An 18,189-nucleotide genomic window follows, 5' to 3' on the forward strand; every position below is an offset into this window, starting at 1 on the left:
AAACAAGACTATATCTATGCAAAACCAGGAAGAAGATTACCTGCCGAGCCTTATTACTGCCACGCCCTTTGAAGGACGGCAACTTGCCATAAAGTTATCCCGGAAATCTATTGGCGCTATTCAGCCGGATGCCGGTGTACGACAACAGTTACGTGCGGCTTATGCTTCCGATACTGCTCAATTGATTGCATCAGCTCACGTAATAGCGATAGAATTTCAAACGATTGCACAGGCAAACAATTACTGGAGAACAAAAGATTAAAAAAGAACTGACCTATGAAAACATTACTGCTTACGGTTCTCGCCACACTCCTTAGCCTTGCAGCCTTTGCGTGTCCGGTGTGTGAGAAGCAGCAGCCAAAGGTGCTGCAGGGCATCAGCCACGGGGCCGGCCCGCAAAGTGACTGGGACTATATCCTTGTGTGGGCCACAGTGGTTATTGTGGTGGCTTGTTTGTTTTTTAGCATAAAATGGCTGGTCCGTCCGGGTGAAGAAAGTAGGGACCACATCAAAAGAACTGTATTAGAATTTTGACAGAATGGAAGACAAGAGCTCTGTAATAATTTTTGTAGATGACGATCCGCAGCCGGTAGGCTCCTTCAAATCGCCCATTAACTTCGAGCTGGATACCCGGAAACTGGTGGATGGTGAACATACCCTGCGCATCGTCAGCAAAGACCCATCCGGTAAGGAAGGCATCCGCAGAATTCCGTTTGTAGTGCGTAATGGGCCGGACATAAATGTGGAAGGCATTTCTGAGAATGAAGTGGTAGACGGTGTGCTACCCATCATGGTGAGTGCCTATGGCAAAGGCGATCAGAAGGTGTTCCTGATAGAAGGCAGTGAAACTCCACGGAGTATACCTAACTGGGTATGGATATTGCACATCCTTTTTGGCGGCTGGGCATTGTATTACCTTATCACACAATTTGCAATTTAGATATGACACAAAAACACGATATAACGGGACTGGAAGATATAAAAGTATTGGTAGATGAGTTCTATACATTGGTCCGGAACGATGAGCTGCTGGCACCCATTTTTCTTTTCAGACTCAATACTTACTGGAAGCCGCACCTGGAAAAGATGTATACCTTCTGGAACGCTGCGCTGTTCGGGGTAAGAGGCTATACCGGTAACCCATTTGCAAAACATGCGACCATGCCCGTAGATGGAGAACACTTCGAGCGCTGGCTCTCCCTTTTCATCGGCACCGTAGATACCTATTTTGAAGGGCCGATGGCAGAGGAAGCGAAGAAAAGAGCTTTGATTATGGCAACCAACTTCGAAAGGCGAATTGATGGTCTGAAGGGAACAGATAAGATAATGCTGGTATAAATAATTTTTGTAATTGAGCTGAAGTGGTTGAAATGGAAATGAAAGAAATTCATGCCAACGCTTCTTACAAAGTATTTAGCGTTAGCTTAGCAAAAGGTGAGGAGATGCCACGGCATTATGCTTCATCAGATGCATTCCTGGTTATCAGACAAGGCAAGGCGGTGCTCAAGCTTCAGGAAAGAGAAGTCGTACTGGAATCTGGTGCGACAATAGCTATTCCAGCGAATGAGCCGCACAGCCTGCATATTTTGGAAGACTTTGCTGCCACGGTTGTTTTAGCTGCCGATGCGCAGATAAATTTCATCAACGTCCAGTAAGACCGAAAGATCAATGACATATTTCTAATGGCTGCAGTAGCATTCCGATCAGGTATAGCTTAGAACCGTAAGCCGGTGCGTAAAGTTTTCTGTCTTATCTTAGGGTTTATACTTTATGTTTGTAGCAGGATTATTAAATAAGGGGAAAGAATATGATTTCCAAGTCGTGCAAATATGGTATCAGGGCAGCCGTTTATATAGCCTCAAAAGCAGGAGAAGGGGTAAAGTTGAATGTGAAAGCTATAGCAAAAGAGGTAGATGCACCCGAGGCCTTTACCGCAAAGATTCTGCAAATTCTCAACAAGCACCGGATCATTACTTCTTTAAAAGGACCCTATGGTGGGTTTTTCATTGAAAAATACCAACTGGAGCAGCCTGTTATCAATATCGTTAATGCCATAGACGGAATGGCCGTTTTCTGGGAATGCGGACTGGGTTTGAAAAAATGCTCTGAGACCCACCCATGCCCCATGCACGATAAATTTAAGGTGGCACGTGAGTCCCTGCGGGATGTGTTTCAGAACACCACCATACAGCAACTGGCTCAGGAGCTTAAAGAGGGTACTTCATTCATTAAGAACCTAAAGTAACGCACTCCCTGATAGGGGTTAAACTTGCCGGAGTCTTTTCAAATTGCCTATACCTGCAGGTTGCTCAGAGCTCACAACGAGAGGCTTGTTTGTACGATTCTAATAGGATAATCATGCCACAAGGTTAATCAGGCATTCAACTGGAAGTAAGTGAGTCGTAGAATTTGAAGGTATTGATCATATCACAGGAAAACTGTTTCTGTTTATCAAATTGATAGGTATCTGTCATGTTATGGTATAAGGTCTTTATAAGTAAGAAGGTAATTTTGCATTATCATTCAGCTTATTAAAACAGAAATATTATGAGTAAGAAAGCTTTGCTTGTCATAGACATACAGAACGATTATTTTGAAAACGGAGCCTGGGAACTGGAAGGACCGGTAGAGGCGAGCCTGAAAGCCCGTAAAATGATCGATCACTTCAGAGAAAATAGCCTGCCAATCGCACATATTCAGCATTTTGCAGCTGATGTTAACATGCCTTTCTTTCAACCGGATACAGCGGGCGTAGAGATACATGAAAACGTAAAACCACTTGAAGGAGAAAAGCTATTTAAAAAGTATTATCCGAATAGCTTCAGAGACACCGACCTATTGGAATATCTGAAAGCCAATGAGGTAACTGAAGTGGTGGTGACAGGTATGATGACCCATATGTGTGTGGATGCCACCACACGAGCCGCTAAAGACTTTGGATTTGAATGTACGGTAATCGGTGATGCCTGTGCTTCCCGCGATCAGGAAATCAATGGAAAAGTAGTAAAAGCTGCTGATGTACATCATGCCTTTTTAGGCGCTCTTTCCTTCTTTTATGCTAACGTCCAGAATGCGGAGGAATTCCTTTCAGCCTAAGAAACATTTCAGATTGAGGAAAAAACTTCCTGCCAGGTATATGGCGGGAAGTTTTTTTATTTTAATTGAATACCTGTTGGCAGATATTCAGGTAAAGCATTATGTATTAAATTTTCCTGCAGTAAAACAATGTCTGGTAATCTTCCTCAACTATGTTAGCATTGGCATTAGCAACACTAAGAACCTCGTTAAATCTCTGTTTAGGGTAGTACTGGTGTTTACAGCTCGAGTCCGTCCATAAGTACATTTTGTCTTTGCCTTTGGCCTGGAGAGCATCACCGCTGGTGAAGAAACGGAAATGGCCGGCATAGAATGATGTTCAGCTACCCAAAAGCGGGCAAATCCCCGTTGGTCAGCAAGCTTTGCCAGTTCTATGCTGTTTTGTATAGTTTCTATGGCAGAATAGCCTTTTCCTGTAATGGCAAAATCGAGCAAAGATACTGGGACAGGCGCATTCCCTCTTTTTGTTACTGGTTGAAAAGCTGTTGGTTGTTCTCCTTTCGGGGTATTCTTATCAGTGATTTCTTTAGTCAATTCCTATATTATCAAAATTTTGTTGCAAAATTACCCATGCAGAAGAGGTGCACTTAAATCAGGAATGGCCTGAATACTACCATTTTGATAAGGGCATTACTTTACTTTATTTAAATTAATTTATACTTGAAGATAGAGGCCAACAGCTTCAACCATTGGTAGAAGGCATCAAGAGCCGATCGGTAGATAGGGTTTTAGATGTTCATTTTTTGTAAATTGCCTGACAGCAGATCCTTGGGGTCAAGGTATGGGGCTATCTTGGTCGTAGCATTTTCATGAACATAACATGCTACCTTTTGTGCCAAGGTATAGCAATGGTAAGCTTATGGAAACCCTTAAATTTCTTAAGACGGAATGTGGCGTAGAAGTACTCTTGAACGTACTTCACTTTACAAGTGCTGACAGCGACTATTTAAAGAAAGTACCGTTTAACACAGATTTTTTTGAGGTCGTTTTCTTTAAGAAGGCCAAGGGGAAACTCTTGTTGAATGACCATCAAATCGAATTGACTGGTAACAGCGTCATTTTCCTTTCTCCATACCAGAAAAGGCAGTGGCATTTCGAAGAGGGCGAACAAGATTTTACCATACTCCTTTTCCAGGAGGATTTTCTGAACGACTTTTTTGCTGATAAGTTATTTGCCTTTCGCTTGTTGTACTTCTACCAGCTGGATTATCCGCTGAAGATGGATGTCGGAAAAGAAACAATTCAAAGCTTCTGTACACTTTTGACCGAAATTAAAACCGAGCTTGTAAATCCCAAGGCCGACAGCGGACACATCATACGGTCGCTGCTCTATTACATTTTACAGAAGCTGAACAGGGAATATGCTGTCGTTAACCAACTAAAAATGGAAAGGGACAATGACCATTATGCCTTTCAATTCAAGCGGTTGGTTGAGATGAATATAAAGCATAAGCAGCGTGTGAGCGACTATGCCGACATGCTGGGCATCACGCGGGTTTCTTTGAACAAAGCGGTAAAAGAGCAATTCAATGTCACGGCCAAGCACCTTCTCAAGCAAAGGCTGCTGCTCGAAATAAAGAACTATCTTTTCCATTCGAAGCTGACCCTCAGTGAGATTTCCTATGAACTCAATTTCCCGGAACCCAATCACCTGATGCGGTTTTTTAAAGCCCAGACAGGTATGACTGCAGGAGAATTTCTGCAGGCTAATGGTAAAGATGAATCTTTATAAGTGCAGCATTTACTGAAGATCAGCCGCAAAAAAAAGCCGCTCCAGTTTTAACTGAAGCGGCTTTTAGTAGTCCGTAGGGGAATCGAACCCCTGTTGCCAGAATGAAAATCTGGAGTCCTAACCCCTAGACGAACGGACCATTCTGTGTTATTGTGATGCAAATATAGCGTGTTGCTTTTATTTTGCAAACAGTCACCCATACTTTTTCTTGTATAAGAAGGCCATTACAGGCTAACTGGTTCATTTATAACCAGTAAATTTTGCCCTTTCCTGCTACTTTAACTGCTTAACTGGGGCTCCAATTCAAAATAGGCTTCTAAACTAAACTGACCAAGTGCTGGTGCTACACAGTCTACTTTGCTGACGGCAGTCATAAAAGTGAGTTTGTCATATAGGTTTCTGCTGAGCAAACGAACAAAAGGTAAAAGTGTTTCCACGTAGTCGAAAGGGATTTCAGTAACCCGGCCATTATAGCTGGCTGCTTCACACACCAGCTGCGCCAGCTCCTGTCGGGTATAGGTGACAGGTCCGCCCAGTTCAAGGGTCTGGCTTGGTTTTCCGATGCAGGAAATGGCGATGCTGGCCAGATCGCCATCATAGATTGGGTTAATAAGTTTTTCGCCCTGTCCAAGCTGCCCGATTTGTCCTTTGCGCGCCTTAATCGCCATTTCCTCCAGCATAGAAAACAGTGCAACGGGCTTAAGAATCGTGTGAGTGAGTGAACTGTTTTGCAATGCTTTCTCAAAATTGGCATGTGCCTTAAAATAGGCAAGCTGCTGAAATTGCCCGGCTCCAAAGGCAGACACATAAATGAATTGCTTCACACCCGCCTTTTCTGCTTCTTTGAGCAGATGTAGATTTGCTTCGTAATTAATGTCATGAAAAGAACCGATGCCGGTGTGACGAAGACTCAGATTTTTGCCAAGTGCTGATACCACCACCTCTACTTCCGTGCAACAACCTTCCAGTTCTTGTGGCCTCGTCGCATCGGCGAGCACGAGCTCTTCCGGATCAGGGAAAAGGGATTGTGCTTTTTTCAGATTGCGTGCCAATACACGCACTTCATATCCCTGTTGTTTCAGCTCCCGGAAAATATGCCTCCCCAGGTGCCCTGTTGCGCCGGCCAGTAGAACTTTTATCATATAGAAGGGGTGTTCATTTTGCGTTAATTCATATACGTGATAAGCAATTGATTTGCAGTGAATTAAAGGAAAAATACAATGCTGCATTACGTAATACCTGCAGCTTTGTTCAAAAATTCCTATCTTCGGCTATGCTTTTTGTAGGACAGAAAATAAACCCAATTCAACTGATACTACCGAATGGTTTGCTTAAGTAAGTTCAGCAATGCCTTAGCGCTTGCTTCTATATGCCTGGGATTGGCGGCTTGTGTTCCGCTCGAGCAGCAAGGCTACGCCACATCGGGCAGTACGACGACACAACAGTCTGTACTCTACGAAGATTTTGTGTACGACACCAGCATACGCTCAGTGCAGTGCTACCGGGGCACGGGAGGGCCGGAAGCCGTGCTGGAGCCGGCCGTTGTTTCCATAGGCCAGGAGCAACCCATCCTGCTCGAATTTGACCGCCTGAATGCCGGTCCGCAGCGATTGGTGGCCAAACTCGTGCATTGCAACGCCGACTGGACTCCTTCCGGTCTGAATGACGCACAGTTTCTAAACGACTTCAACGAGTTTTTTATTACCGACGTGCAGAACTCGATCAACACCCGGGTGCCGTATGTACACTATCGTTTTCGTGTGCCGCGCGTGAAGCTTAGCGGAAATTATGTGCTGCAGGTTAGTGAGGAGGGAGGCAATCTGCTGTTGACCAGGCGTATACTGGTATACCAGAATTTGGTAGCAGTGACAGCCAAACTAGGCGCGCCAACCGGGCCGGAGGGAAGGGCTGCACGCCAGCCGGTTGAGTTTAATGTATTCTACAAGGACTATGCGTTGGTAAATCCAGCGCAGGAAGTAAAAGCAGTGATGCGACAGAACCACCGCTGGGACAACGCCAAGGTATACCCGAAGCCAGCTTTTGTGCGTGACGACCAGCGCCGCCTGGAGTATGTGTTCTTCGAAGCCAAGGACCATTTTCTCGGCCTGAGCGAGTTCCGTTCATTTGATTCCCGCAGTATCCGCTTCAAAGGGCTAGGTATAGAACAGATCAACCTGGAGGCAGTGCCGGTGCATATTCAGCTTCAGCCGGAGCGTAGCCGAGCCGGGTTAGCCTACAGCCAGGACCCTGATGCTGATGGCAAGATGTTGTATGGCAACAGGGAGTATGGCAACTCGATTGTGAATGCTGACTATACCTGGGTAGATTTTGAGTTGAAGGCGGGAGAGGAGCAGGGAGAGGTATTTATACAGGGCGGAATGACCGATTGGCTGCTTAACGATGAGAGTCGGATGCGCTACGACCAGGAGCAACAGGCGTACAAAGGCAGACTGCTCCTGAAGCAGGGGTATTACAATTACTTCTATGCGCTTAGGCCATCAAAGGGGCAGGCAGCCGATGCCAGTTACTTTGAGGGAAGCCATTTTGCCACAGGCAACTCCTACGATATCCTAATATACTACCGTCCGCCGGGTTCCCGTGCCGACCTTCTGATAGGGTATGAAGAGGTCTTATTCAACAACCGATAAAGTCTCTACATAAATACCCAGTTGTGGGTATTTCGGAAAAGGTGTGGACGCTATACCTTTGAACATGACAATAGACTGATACGATCTGAGGTTAGCCTGCTATAAGCCCTTCTTATATGGCTAGCTTCAGTGACTATCAACTAAAAAGGCGGGAGTGATCCCGCCTTTTTAGTTGTGTAAAAGAATGTCTTAAACGCTATACGTTGAAGCGGAAGTGCATGATGTCACCGTCCTGTACAACATAATCTTTGCCCTCTACTGCCATTTTACCGGCCTCTTTGATCTTCGCTTCGGACTTGTACTCCTGGTAATCTTTCAGTTTGATCACTTCAGCACGAATAAAGCCTTTCTCGAAGTCGGAGTGGATAACACCCGCAGCGGCAGGGGCTTTCCAGCCTTTACCGATTGTCCAGGCACGAACTTCTTTTACACCAGCGGTAAAATAAGTGATCAGGTCAAGTAATTCGTAAGAGGCACGGATCAGCTTGTTCAGGCCAGACTCCTTCAAACCATACTCAGACAGGAACATTTCTTTTTCCTCTGGATCCGTTAGTTCGGCAATCTGAGCTTCAATAGAGGCAGAAATTAGAACAACCTGTGCATTTTCGTTTTTCACGTGCTCTGCCAACGCTTTGGAGAATTCGTTGCCATCGTTCATGGAGTTTTCGTCCACGTTGGCAGCATAGATCACCGGCTTGTCAGTGAGCAGGTTCAGTTCGCTAACTGTTTCCTTGTCGTCTTCAGTAGCCTCGAGGCTACGGGCGTTCAGGCCCTGCTCCAGATGGTTCTTATATTTTTCGAGGCTGGCCAGCTCTTTCTTCGCTTTTGCATCACCTGCTTTTGCGGAGCGCTGTACCTTGATCATCATCTTCTCGATCGACTCCAGGTCTTTCAGCTGAAGCTCGGTATCGATAATCTCTTTATCAGAGATCGGATCTACTTTGCCGGCGACGTGCACGATATTCGGGTCTTCGAAGCAACGCACCACGTGAATGATGGCGTCAACCTCCCGGATGTTGGCCAGGAACTTGTTACCCAATCCTTCGCCTTTGCTGGCTCCTTTTACAAGGCCGGCAATATCCACGAACTCGATCACCGTTGGCAACACGCGCTGCGGGTTTACCAGTTCTTCCAGGATCTGGAGGCGCTCATCAGGCACCGTGATAACACCCACGTTTGGTTCGATGGTACAGAAAGGGTAGTTGGCAGACTCTGCCTTGGCATTCGAAATGGCGTTGAACAAAGTGGATTTGCCCACGTTTGGCAGTCCCACGATTCCGCATCTTAGTCCCATTTATCTTTATCTTGTTTTATATCAGGGTGCAAAGGTACGAAATTTCAGCAAGTTTAAAGTAGGGGGTGGGGGTATAAAAAAAGCCCGTGCTTGAAACACGGGCTCTCGTTCGCTAAACTAAAAACGTGGAAACTATTCCCACTTCAATTCTTCATCAAAAGATACCTCGGCTGCGGCCACCGGTATAGGAGTCGCCTCAGTTTCTGTTGGGTTCTCGAGAGCGGCAAGCGCCTCTTCTGTCAAAAGTTCAGATTTAACATGATCGATTGTGCCCTGTAATGCTTCCATGAACTTCACGAAGTCCTCTTTGTAAAGGAAGATTTTGTGTTTCTCGTACGAGAACTCATCATCCTTAAACTTGCGCTTGCTCTCTGTGATGGTCACATAGAAGTCATTTGAGCGAGTTGATTTCACATCAAAGAAATACGTTCTCTTCCCTGCTCTTACCCTTTGGGAATAAATTTCTGCTTTGTCGTTGTTCTCTTCCACCGTGTTATAGACGTTAAATTCAACTTTCTGAACCTAAAGCTAACATATTGTTCTGATATATAAAAATTTTTGAATTTAAAATTCGGTCATTTTGCAGCCCTGCAGAGAATAAATTCTATATTTGTCACTGGACCATATATAGTATAGTATGAATTTGCTTTCACTTATACTAGTATTTCTCTTTTCTTTCAACGCTAACACAGCGCTATATTCTGCTGACGGCAAGGCCTCTTACTACGCCGACCGCATGCACGGACACCGGACAGCCAACGGCGAACGCTATGATAAAACGCAGCTGACAGCCGCCCACGCTACCTTGCCATTTAATACCTATATACAGGTAACTAATGTGCGGAACGGCAAAAAAGTGATCGTGCGCATCAATGATCGTATGGCGCATAGCCGGCATCGTATCATCGACCTTTCGAGGGCAGCCGCTCAGGAGATCGAGTTGATCCGGGAGGGAATCGCCTCGGTTCAGTTGCACGAAGTTCCGGATGACGGACAACCCGAAATGACGACTATCGTTTCTGAGATAAAGCCGACCGGAAAAAAATAAGCCCTATACCTGTATGAAGAAGCCGCTCACCTTAGCCGATGTCCAGAAATTTGAGAACATGGAATTTCTGGCCAAGCAGCTGGTAGAGGGTTTTATCACGGGGCTGCACCAGTCGCCTTACCATGGTTTTTCGGTGGAGTTCTCGGAGCACCGCCTCTATAACAGCGGCGAAAGCACCCGCCACATCGACTGGAAGGTATACGCCCGCACCGACAAGCTGTTTGTAAAGCGCTTTGAGGAAGAGACCAATCTGCGCTGCCACATCCTGCTCGACGTTTCCCCCTCCATGTATTATCCGGTGGAGAACAACGGGAAACTGACCTTCAGCATACTCTGCGCGGCTGCTCTTGCCACCCTATTGCGCAAACAGCGCGATGCCGTTGGGCTAGTGACCTTCGCTGACAGCATCCGTCATCAAACGCCTGTCCGTTCCACCGCTTCGCATCTGCATACCTTGTTGTTGCTGCTCCAGAAACAGCTGGAAGAGGCCCCAACACGCGCCCAGACCGATGTGGCTTCCGTCATTCACCAGATTGCTCAGCAGATTCCGAAGCGCTCACTGGTTGTTATTTTGAGTGATATGCTGGGCCAGCACGAAAACAGCGACGCCATTTTTGCAGCCCTGCAGCACCTCAAGCACCAAAAGCACGAAGTGCTGATCTTCCATGTGATGGACCGCCGCACCGAAGAGGAGTTTGACTTTGCTGAACGACCTTACGTGTTTGTGGATGTGGAGACAGGGCAGGAGCTGAAGCTGCAGCCTTCGCAGGTGAAGGAGCATTACCGCAATGCCGTTGCCAACTACAAGCGCGAACTGGAACTGAAATGCGGCCAGTACAAGATAGATTTTGTTCCAGTGGATATCAGCGAGCCGTTTGACAAGGTGCTGTACAGTTACCTGGTGAAGCGGGCAAAAGTAAGGTAGGTATAGCAGCAGGCGTTTTTTTGCTACCTCATCAAGCTACTGGTTTCCCTGCCTCCTTCCAGGCTTTGAAGCCACCATCCATATGAGCGACATTCTCGTAGCCCATCTGTTTTAACGTAGCCGTTGCCAGGGCCGAACGTCCGTCGGAAGCGCAGTGCAGAATGAGGCGCTTGTTTTTGTCAAACTCCGGGCGATGGTAGGGCAAAGAGGAATCGGCGTAGAACTCCAACATGCCGCGCGGAGCATGTACAGAGCCTGCAATCTTACCATTTTGCTGCAGTTCATCGCTCTCGCGAATGTCAATCACTGTAGCATTTCCCTTTGAGATTTCTTCTTCCACCTGGTCAGGCGAAAGGTTTTCGATTTGCTGTTTGGCCTCATTCACCAAGTCAGTAGCGGATTTGTGTGCCATCGTTTCGATATAAACTAAGTCTAAAGTAAAAGTTAGTTTTATATCGTTGTTGGTAATTGAATGTTGTGACTTTTAGTTAAAATATAAAGCGATGTGGTTTATTATTTCGTCTGTCGGCAAGGCAAAACTCGCTATACAAATTATACAAATGGGTAATTGAATTGGTGTGGGACAACGTGCATACCTAACGAGTCCAGAAGCGCCTATGAACATGCAGATTTTACGTAGGCATATTGTCCAGCGACTGCCATAGGTATTTGCACGCAATGGTACGGTAAGGCCGCCAGTTCTCTGCAATTTCGAGCATCCTGGCTTTGAGTGCCTTGCCACTTTCCTCCAGGCCATAGTGCCGTTTCATGGCATTCTGTATACCCAGGTCATCGACTGGCATCACATCCGGCCTTTCCAAAGCAAACATCAGCAGCATTTCTACAGTCCAACGGCCGACACCCTTGATGTGGGTGAGGTGCTGGATCAATGCTTCATCCTCCATGGCGTCAATCACCGGATGTTCTAAGTTCCCGCCCTGCGCAAAAGCCGCTACGTTCCGCACATACCCGATCTTCTGAAAGGAGAGCCCGGCACCTCGCAGCGTTTCGTCCGGCGTTTCGAGTACAAAGTGCGGGTGCGGGTGCGGGTAGCGGTCTGGGAAGAGTTCCCGGAAGCGCGCAAATATGGTTGCGGCGGCTTTGGTGCTGAGTTGCTGCGAGACGATGGCACTGAGCAGTTTAAAATAAACGTCTTCTGATCTTGAAGATTCCAGAGGCTTACCCCTGCCGACTATACCTACCAGTATCGGATCTTTTGAGAACACAGCCATCACCTCGGAAGCCGGAAAGTCAGGGAAATAATTTTCTGTCATGATCGGATTTTATCAGGTATAGGTATAAAAGAAGGTATAGCCAGTGGCTATACCTCTACTTGTTTTTTGTTAAGCGAGTGCAGAACCTGCAGCACATGCTGCAACATCTCCTCGCTCACATCCAGGTGGGTCACGAAGCGCACCATCTGCGGCCCGAAGCTGGAAGCCCGGATATTGTTTTCAGCCAGCGCTGCTACAAAATCCGCATCCTTATACCTGTCGTTGAGTTTGAAAATGACGATGTTGGTCTGCACAGGGAGCACGAAGTCCACATAATCCGCTTCGTTCAAAACTGCTTCCAGCTGCTTTGCTTTTGCATGGTCTTCGGCCAGGCGCTCCACATGGTGCTCGAGTGCGTAAATGCCAGCTGCAGCAAGGTAACCGCCCTGACGGATGCCGCCACCCAGCACTTTGCGGATGCGGCGCGATTTTTTTATGAAGTCTTTTTTGCCAAGCAGCAGCGAGCCGACCGGCGCGCCCAGTCCTTTGGAAAGGCAGATCGAAATACTGTCGAAGTACTTGCCATACTCCTGCGGATTCTCACCTGAAGCTACCAGCGCATTGAAAACACGGGCACCGTCCAGGTGCAGGGCGATGTTGTGGCGCTTGCATACCTCCGCGATTGCCGCAATCTCGGGCAAGGTATAGAAGGAGCCGCCTCCTTTGTTGCAGGTGTTTTCGAGCGCCACCAGGCGGGTAGGAGGGTAGTGGATGTTATCCGGACGGATGTGCGCCTCTACCTGAGCCGGCGTCATCTTCCCGCGCTCGCCGTGCACGAGTGCCACCGATGCCCCGGAGTTAAACATGATACCGCCTCCTTCATACTGGTAAATATGGGCCGTGATGTCGCAGATCACCTCCGTCATAGGCTCGGTATGGGCTTTGATAGCAATCTGGTTGGTCATGGTGCCGGAAGGGCAGAAGAGGCCGGCTTCCAGCCCGAAGAGGGCGGCTGCTTTCTGCTCCAGTGCGTTTATGGTCGGGTCTTCTTCGTACACGTCGTCGCCAACCTGGGCGGCGAACATCGCCTGCAACATGTCAGGAGTGGGCCTGGTAACGGTGTCGGAACGGAGGTCTGTTATGTTCATATCGAATTTGATGCTAGATTTACTTTACTTTGTAAAAATAATAACTTACTTTTGCCCTTCAAATTTAAATTTTGCAACGATGGGAGTTACTAGACTTAAAAGAAAAGACCGTAAGAATAAGGCAAGAGCAAACAACAAGGTTGCCAGAATTAAGCAATTGCTTTTGACGCCAGTTATCAAGAACGTGGACATGGACGAGCTGCGTGCTCAGTTCGGTGAAGCGCCAAAGAACAAGAAGGAAGAAGAAGCTTCTGCTGAGTAGTCTTTTACGGCAAAGTAAAACCATCTGCCTGCCAACGCTGTGAAAGCTGCGGGTGGCGGGTTTTCCGAAGACTTCAAAGTGTGCTTGCACCAGCAGGCACGCTTTTTTTATGCCCTTTTGCCCAGTTCGATCACCTGCAGGTCGAGCACCTTTCCCGCCTCTATAGTGAAGCGTACCATCGTGCGTACTTTGTGAAAGCCGTGCATGCCAGCTGCACCCGGATTGATGTGTAGCAAGTTGTTCAGGCTTTTGTCCGGCATCACTTTCAGGATGTGCGAGTGACCGGTAATGAAAAGTCCGGGAGGGTTTGCCTTGATCTGATCCCTGATATCCGGATGGTACTTACCCGGATAGCCCCCGATGTGTGTCATGAGCACGTCCAGCCCATTGGCCTCAAATCGCAGCACTTTCGAGTATAGCACCCGGATGTCCTGCCCGTCGATGTTGCCATACACACCCCGGAGGGGGGCCACCTCGCTGAGACGCTCCGCCACCCGTGCTGTGCCGAAATCGCCGGCATGCCAGATCTCGTCCCGGTCGCCTAGCAGGCGCAGGATTTGATCGTCAACGTAGTCGTGTGTGTCAGAGAGGAGGCCTATCTTCATATTATCTTGGTTTCTTATACCTTCCAGGTTTCCGGTGATTGGCGCCATTCTGCCAGCGTTGGTAGGGCCGACTCCGGGATATAACCCTTTTGCAGGGCCGCTTTGGTCAGCGCCTGGTAATCACTCAGGGAGTGCAATGGTATACCTGCCTCTTTAAAATTGTTTTCTGCCACCGTAAAGCCATACGTGAAAATGGCGGCCATACCGATCACATTCCCGCCCGCAGACCGCACAGCTTCAGCCGCCTTCAGCGAACTGCCGCCTGTCGAGATCAGGTCCTCCACCATCACTACTTTCTGACCCGAAATTAATTTACCTTCAATCTGGTTGGCCATACCATGACTTTTCGGTTGGGGACGTACATACAGGAAGGGCATTTCGAGCAGATCGGCCACCAGTACACCCTGCGCTATACCTGCCGTGGCCACGCCTGCTATGGCCTCGGCCTCTGGAAAGTTTTGTCTGATCATGTCGGCCAGTTGCTGCTTGATATAGCTCCGGATGTACGGAAAGGATAAGGTTACGCGGTTGTCGCAGTAAATGGGCGAATTCCAGCCGGAGCTCCATTTAAAGGGCTGCTCTGGTCTCAATTTCACGGCCTCCGTTTCCAGCAGGAAAGAGGCTACCTGGTGTGCTGTCGTCTGATTATCCATGGCCGAATTTAAGAAATATTTCCCCTTTTTAGCGCCCTGTACTTTCTTTACATCGAAATATTGATTGATTTGTGTTAATTTCAAGCCTGATACACGAGCACCTTTCCCTATGAACGTTTTTATTAACGATATTCCGCTTATCATCAAAAAGTCAAACGAGAAGGTATACCGTCATCACTATGACCTGGTGCTCGATGCCGACAACCACTTCACGTCCAAGGATCTGGTAGGGGATGTGATGATCAAACGGGCTGATTCGCTGTTGATTGATCGAATTATCAGGTTGATGGAAGTAAAAAAGCTGAAAAAGCTGAACTCGCTTACTCTGGTAGCGAATAAGAAAAAGCAGCTGATCGAGCACCTGAAGGATCAGTTCAAGATCGTGAAGGCCGGTGGCGGACTGGTGCTGAAAGATGGCAAGGTCCTGATGATTTATCGCCTGGGCGTGTGGGACTTGCCAAAAGGGAAGCTGGACAAAGGGGAGAAGTCGCAGGATGGGGCTATACGCGAAGTTGAGGAGGAGTGCAACATCACAGTAGAGGTGTTGAGCAAGCTCCCAAAAACCTGGCATTCATATGCCTTTAAGGGCAAAAAGATACTCAAGAAAACAAGCTGGTACCTGATGCAGTGTACCGATGACAGCCTGATGAAGCCGCAGGCAGAGGAATTTATCGAAGAAGTGCGCTGGATGACGCCGGAAGAGGCCATGGAAGTACTACCCAAAGCCTATACCTCCATTGCCTTTATTGTGCGGGAATATCTCCAATCTCTGAAATCCGGAAAGGTATAAAATCATCTACGTTGCCCCCGAAACGGTGAATCTCGCGGATGATAGTGGAACTGATAGCCGCCAATGCCGGTGAGGTAATCAGAAACACCGTCTCCAGTTCCGGATTGATGTGGCGGTTGGCTTGTGCGATCGTGTTTTCGTATTCGAAGTCTGTCGTATTGCGCAGCCCACGCAGCAAAAAAGTAGCACCTACTTCCCGGGCAAACTCTGCCGTCAGCCCTTTGTATGCCTGCGCCTTGATGTGAGGCTGGTCCCTGAACACCCCGTTTATCACTTCCACCATTTTCTCAACCGGAATGTAGCGCTGCTTGCTACTGTTATTGCCGATAGCAATAATGATCTCATCAAACATTTTAGAACCACGCAATACCACGTCCAGGTGGCCATTGGTAAAAGGGTCAAACGATCCGGGAAAAATGGCGGTTCTTTTCATTTTTTAATGAGTGAGTTAGCGAATGAATGATTGAGTGAATTGGCTGAAGGTTGAATTGTTAAATTGTTGATTGTTAATTGCTGATTGTTAGTGGTTATATCTTGAAGCTACCTGGGTTTCGGTGTTTAAGAGCTCGCGTAGTGAAGGAAGCATCTAATTTTCGGAATGATATGGAGATCGTTTACCAATTTAACCATTTAGCAATATAACAATCATCACTCACTCACTCACTCACTCACAAAAATGTAAGCTAAAGAGCTCGAAGTAGCGATGATCAAACAGGTCGTCGAATTTGTAGCTGTAGCCTACGTCAGTAGGCCGCTTGCCGAATTTTACCTGCCTGATATACTTTTTGAGCATGTTGAAGAGGCTGGAGTCTGGGGTGATGTCGCCCCAGACAGTGATGGTCTCCTGCTCGGGATTCATCTTTTGCTCCTGCATCACAAAAACAACAAAGTAGATAAAGTCCTCCGGGCTCAGGTAATGGAAAACATTGCAGAACTGTAAGCCATTTTCGTCTATAACCAGTACCGTCACATAATTCCGTTCCACATACAGGTGCATCGTGCGGCCAGCCTTGCGGTCCGTCTGGTGCAGCAGGCTTTTGATCAGGGCGCTGGTCTGGTGCGTGAACCGGACGTTACGTTCCGGGAACAGGCTCTGAACCATGCGGTAGAGTACGCCATCGATTGCAAAGATATTTACCGCCTCCAGGCCGAATGTGCGATTGTGAAGGATGACGTGGTGCTGTGGGTCGAGGGTGCTGTGCAGACGCAGGTAATCTTCCTGGTGGGCCGGGTCAAAGAGGGTTTCCGGCACGAGTGTGAAGAACTGGTTGCTGATGCTGATGCGAATGTCCAGCCAGCGCTGCTCCTGCAGAATGGGGCTTTGGTCAGCGATCAGGCGCAGTTGTTCGGCAATCTGGAGGGGTGTAAAAACTGTGATCAGTTCATAATCTTCCAGCGCCACAAACTTGTTGCGCTCCACATCCGCTACAGCCAGACGCATGGCTTTGGAACTGATAGCAATGTACAGGTTGCAATTGCCTGCCTGCGAAAGCTGAAAAGCTTCGTCCTGTAGTTGGTAAGACAGCCGAAAGTGCGTGTTGATGGTATTCAAGGTATAGGAGCTCCAGGTAATGCTATATTGTGCTATGCAAGTATACTAAAAATATAGTAAAATGATCATCTCTGCACAAAGTGATGTGGCAATCCGAACAGATCGTCCAGCGAAAAAAGGTAATGGAGTATACGGTGTTTATCTGCCAAAGGAATCTGCCGGATTTCGTTCAGACTCAGAAAAGCAACCTCTTCGATCAGCTGTTGATCGGCACCCGCTTCAGGATCTATACCTGTCATCAGCTCCCCACCGGTTAGCTCCAGCTCAAAAAATAGCTCAACGGCCTGAAGCGGCTCCTCCAGAAATTCATTGACAAACAGGAAGCGCTTTACCTTTGTCCGCAAGCCGGTTTCTTCCAGCACTTCCCGCACCAAACAAGCTTCAACGGTTTCACCATACTGCAGTCCGCCACCGGGCGGCGCCCAGAAAGCGACATTGTTGAGCGTTGGCTGGTGGCGCACGAGCAAGAGTTTATCGTCCTGCAGGCAAATGCCGCACACGCGCAGCCTTACTTTACCGGCATAGGCGGCGGCATTGGGGTTTAGTGTGTTCATGTTTGCGTTAGCGGGGTATAGGTGGTAAATTTACGAAATGATACAGACCTACAACCCCGATTTTCGGGCAGATATAAAAGAAAAGCTGGAGCGGCAGGAGTTTATGAAGCTCATGGGCTTTGAAGTAACCAAAATAGAAGTGGGCAGGGTAGAGGGCGAAATGCTGTTGGAGCAGAAGCACAAGCAGCACAAAGGCTTCGCGCACGGCGGCGTTATTGCAACGCTGGCCGATATTGTGGCCGGCTTTGCTGCCGTGAGCCTGGTGCCGAAGGGCCACCATGTGGTAACGGCCGAGATCAAAGTGTCCTACTTCCATCCGGGAGTGGGCGAGAAGCTACTCGCTAAAGGCTACGTGCTAAAGCAGGGGCGCAAACTTAATTTCTGCGAGGCCGAGGTATACGTGGTAAAAGGAGGCCAAGAGCCGCTCATGATCGCCAAAGCCAGCGCCTCTATGGCCAATATCGCCCCCGAGGAGTTGAGGGGTTAGAGAGTTTGGAAGTTTAAGGGTTGACCAGATAGTAGGTTGCTTGAGCAGAAGAAGCCAGGCAGAATATTATTCGCATTCAAAAACTAATCTTCACGAGAATACCCCCTGCTAAGTCAACAAATTTAAATTTTCAAACCAGCCAATTTCACTCATCCACTCAATCACTAATTCACTCAATAAT

The 18,189-nt window shown here is 47.8% G+C and carries 26 protein-coding genes and 1 tRNA gene; 14 read left to right on the plus strand and 13 right to left on the minus strand.

Annotation, left to right across the window (positions count from 1 at the left end; all coding sequences use genetic code 11):
* Nucleotides 1-16 precede the first annotated feature (16 nt).
* From L1278_RS12175 to L1278_RS12205, 7 genes are all read left to right on the plus strand, one after another.
* Nucleotides 17-262 (plus strand): hexameric tyrosine-coordinated heme protein, encoded by a 246-nt coding sequence (locus tag L1278_RS12175; RefSeq protein ID WP_253404616.1) that lies wholly within the window; start codon nt 17-19, stop codon nt 260-262.
* Between the two features lie 14 nt (nt 263-276).
* Nucleotides 277-534: a hypothetical protein gene (locus L1278_RS12180; RefSeq protein WP_253404618.1), complete on the plus strand. Its 258-nt coding sequence runs from the start codon at nt 277-279 to the stop codon at nt 532-534.
* A 4-nt stretch (nt 535-538) separates the two neighbouring features.
* Entirely contained in the window at nt 539-940 is a 402-nt protein-coding gene (locus L1278_RS12185; RefSeq protein ID WP_253404620.1) for a cytochrome C, read from the plus strand.
* Nucleotides 941-942: 2 nt separating this feature from the next.
* Nucleotides 943-1,338 carry a group III truncated hemoglobin gene (locus tag L1278_RS12190; protein ID WP_253404627.1) on the plus strand — a complete coding sequence of 132 codons (396 nt, stop codon included), beginning with the start codon at nt 943-945 and terminating at the stop codon, nt 1,336-1,338.
* A 32-nt stretch (nt 1,339-1,370) separates the two neighbouring features.
* Nucleotides 1,371-1,655 (plus strand): cupin domain-containing protein, encoded by a 285-nt coding sequence (locus L1278_RS12195; protein WP_253404629.1) that lies wholly within the window; start codon nt 1,371-1,373, stop codon nt 1,653-1,655.
* Between the two features lie 152 nt (nt 1,656-1,807).
* The gene (locus tag L1278_RS12200) at nt 1,808-2,245 is read left to right on the plus strand and encodes an Rrf2 family transcriptional regulator (RefSeq protein WP_253404631.1); all 438 of its coding nucleotides are present in this window, start codon (nt 1,808-1,810) and stop codon (nt 2,243-2,245) included.
* 302 nt (nt 2,246-2,547) lie between these two features.
* Nucleotides 2,548-3,096, plus strand: coding sequence for a cysteine hydrolase family protein (locus L1278_RS12205; protein WP_253404633.1), 549 nt, complete (start codon nt 2,548-2,550; stop codon nt 3,094-3,096).
* A gap of 150 nt (nt 3,097-3,246) precedes the next feature.
* Here L1278_RS12205 and L1278_RS12210 read toward each other — a convergent pair whose 3' ends face one another.
* Nucleotides 3,247-3,630: an LLM class flavin-dependent oxidoreductase gene (locus L1278_RS12210; RefSeq protein ID WP_253404635.1), complete on the minus strand. Its 384-nt coding sequence runs from the start codon at nt 3,628-3,630 to the stop codon at nt 3,247-3,249.
* Between the two features lie 325 nt (nt 3,631-3,955).
* On the opposite strand from L1278_RS12210, the gene L1278_RS12215 reads away from it, so the two are divergent.
* Nucleotides 3,956-4,828, plus strand: a complete 873-nt coding sequence (locus L1278_RS12215) for an AraC family transcriptional regulator (RefSeq protein WP_253404637.1) — start codon at nt 3,956-3,958, stop codon at nt 4,826-4,828.
* 67 nt (nt 4,829-4,895) lie between these two features.
* Here the strand turns inward: L1278_RS12215 and L1278_RS12220 are convergent.
* Nucleotides 4,896-4,967, minus strand: a tRNA-Glu gene (locus L1278_RS12220).
* Nucleotides 4,968-5,106: 139 nt separating this feature from the next.
* Nucleotides 5,107-5,970 carry an SDR family oxidoreductase gene (locus tag L1278_RS12225; protein ID WP_253404645.1) on the minus strand — a complete coding sequence of 288 codons (864 nt, stop codon included), beginning with the start codon at nt 5,968-5,970 and terminating at the stop codon, nt 5,107-5,109.
* Between the two features lie 180 nt (nt 5,971-6,150).
* Between L1278_RS12225 and L1278_RS12230 the strand changes: the two genes are divergently transcribed.
* Entirely contained in the window at nt 6,151-7,476 is a 1,326-nt protein-coding gene (locus tag L1278_RS12230; protein WP_253404647.1) for a DUF5103 domain-containing protein, read from the plus strand.
* A gap of 196 nt (nt 7,477-7,672) precedes the next feature.
* On the opposite strand, the gene ychF is transcribed toward L1278_RS12230, so the two are convergent.
* Nucleotides 7,673-8,770, minus strand: coding sequence for a redox-regulated ATPase YchF (gene ychF, locus L1278_RS12235; RefSeq protein ID WP_253404661.1), 1,098 nt, complete (start codon nt 8,768-8,770; stop codon nt 7,673-7,675).
* Nucleotides 8,771-8,902: 132 nt separating this feature from the next.
* Entirely contained in the window at nt 8,903-9,259 is a 357-nt protein-coding gene (locus tag L1278_RS12240) for a DUF3276 family protein (protein WP_253404669.1), read from the minus strand.
* A 148-nt stretch (nt 9,260-9,407) separates the two neighbouring features.
* Between L1278_RS12240 and L1278_RS12245 the strand changes: the two genes are divergently transcribed.
* Both L1278_RS12245 and L1278_RS12250 read left to right on the plus strand, forming a co-directional pair.
* Complete coding sequence (locus tag L1278_RS12245; protein WP_253404678.1) at nt 9,408-9,818, plus strand: septal ring lytic transglycosylase RlpA family protein; 411 nt, start codon at nt 9,408-9,410, stop codon at nt 9,816-9,818.
* Nucleotides 9,819-9,831: 13 nt separating this feature from the next.
* Entirely contained in the window at nt 9,832-10,743 is a 912-nt protein-coding gene (locus tag L1278_RS12250) for a DUF58 domain-containing protein (RefSeq protein WP_253404680.1), read from the plus strand.
* A gap of 31 nt (nt 10,744-10,774) precedes the next feature.
* On the opposite strand, the gene L1278_RS12255 is transcribed toward L1278_RS12250, so the two are convergent.
* From L1278_RS12255 to L1278_RS12265, 3 genes are all read right to left on the minus strand, one after another.
* The gene (locus L1278_RS12255) at nt 10,775-11,155 is read right to left on the minus strand and encodes a rhodanese-like domain-containing protein (protein WP_253404682.1); all 381 of its coding nucleotides are present in this window, start codon (nt 11,153-11,155) and stop codon (nt 10,775-10,777) included.
* Nucleotides 11,156-11,375: 220 nt separating this feature from the next.
* Nucleotides 11,376-12,017: a DNA-3-methyladenine glycosylase gene (locus L1278_RS12260; protein ID WP_253404684.1), complete on the minus strand. Its 642-nt coding sequence runs from the start codon at nt 12,015-12,017 to the stop codon at nt 11,376-11,378.
* A 47-nt stretch (nt 12,018-12,064) separates the two neighbouring features.
* Nucleotides 12,065-13,105, minus strand: coding sequence for a low specificity L-threonine aldolase (locus L1278_RS12265; protein WP_253404688.1), 1,041 nt, complete (start codon nt 13,103-13,105; stop codon nt 12,065-12,067).
* A gap of 79 nt (nt 13,106-13,184) precedes the next feature.
* Between L1278_RS12265 and L1278_RS12270 the strand changes: the two genes are divergently transcribed.
* The gene (locus tag L1278_RS12270; protein ID WP_040574265.1) at nt 13,185-13,367 is read left to right on the plus strand and encodes a hypothetical protein; all 183 of its coding nucleotides are present in this window, start codon (nt 13,185-13,187) and stop codon (nt 13,365-13,367) included.
* 107 nt (nt 13,368-13,474) lie between these two features.
* On the opposite strand, the gene L1278_RS12275 is transcribed toward L1278_RS12270, so the two are convergent.
* Nucleotides 13,475-13,972, minus strand: a complete 498-nt coding sequence (locus L1278_RS12275) for a metallophosphoesterase (RefSeq protein ID WP_253404690.1) — start codon at nt 13,970-13,972, stop codon at nt 13,475-13,477.
* A 14-nt stretch (nt 13,973-13,986) separates the two neighbouring features.
* The gene (pyrE, locus tag L1278_RS12280) at nt 13,987-14,625 is read right to left on the minus strand and encodes an orotate phosphoribosyltransferase (RefSeq protein ID WP_253404702.1); all 639 of its coding nucleotides are present in this window, start codon (nt 14,623-14,625) and stop codon (nt 13,987-13,989) included.
* Nucleotides 14,626-14,734: 109 nt separating this feature from the next.
* Between pyrE and L1278_RS12285 the strand changes: the two genes are divergently transcribed.
* Complete coding sequence (locus L1278_RS12285; RefSeq protein WP_253404705.1) at nt 14,735-15,415, plus strand: NUDIX hydrolase; 681 nt, start codon at nt 14,735-14,737, stop codon at nt 15,413-15,415.
* On the opposite strand, the gene coaD is transcribed toward L1278_RS12285, so the two are convergent.
* The 3 genes from coaD to L1278_RS12300 form a co-directional block, all read right to left on the minus strand.
* Nucleotides 15,369-15,848 (minus strand): pantetheine-phosphate adenylyltransferase, encoded by a 480-nt coding sequence (gene coaD / locus L1278_RS12290; protein WP_253404707.1) that lies wholly within the window; start codon nt 15,846-15,848, stop codon nt 15,369-15,371. The genes L1278_RS12285 and coaD overlap by 47 nt on opposite strands.
* 231 nt (nt 15,849-16,079) lie before the next feature.
* A complete protein-coding gene (locus L1278_RS12295; protein ID WP_253404709.1) occupies nt 16,080-16,967 on the minus strand; it encodes a DUF3822 family protein in 888 nt (295 codons plus the stop codon).
* 65 nt (nt 16,968-17,032) lie between these two features.
* Nucleotides 17,033-17,521 carry an NUDIX hydrolase gene (locus tag L1278_RS12300; protein WP_253404711.1) on the minus strand — a complete coding sequence of 163 codons (489 nt, stop codon included), beginning with the start codon at nt 17,519-17,521 and terminating at the stop codon, nt 17,033-17,035.
* 37 nt (nt 17,522-17,558) lie between these two features.
* Here L1278_RS12300 and L1278_RS12305 point away from each other — a divergent pair, with 37 nt between their 5' ends.
* Entirely contained in the window at nt 17,559-18,008 is a 450-nt protein-coding gene (locus L1278_RS12305; RefSeq protein WP_253404713.1) for a PaaI family thioesterase, read from the plus strand.
* The last annotated feature ends 181 nt before the right edge of the window (nt 18,009-18,189 follow it).

The organism is Pontibacter sp. HSC-36F09, from assembly GCF_024171605.1.
Taxonomy (GTDB): Bacteria; Bacteroidota; Bacteroidia; order Cytophagales; family Hymenobacteraceae; genus Pontibacter.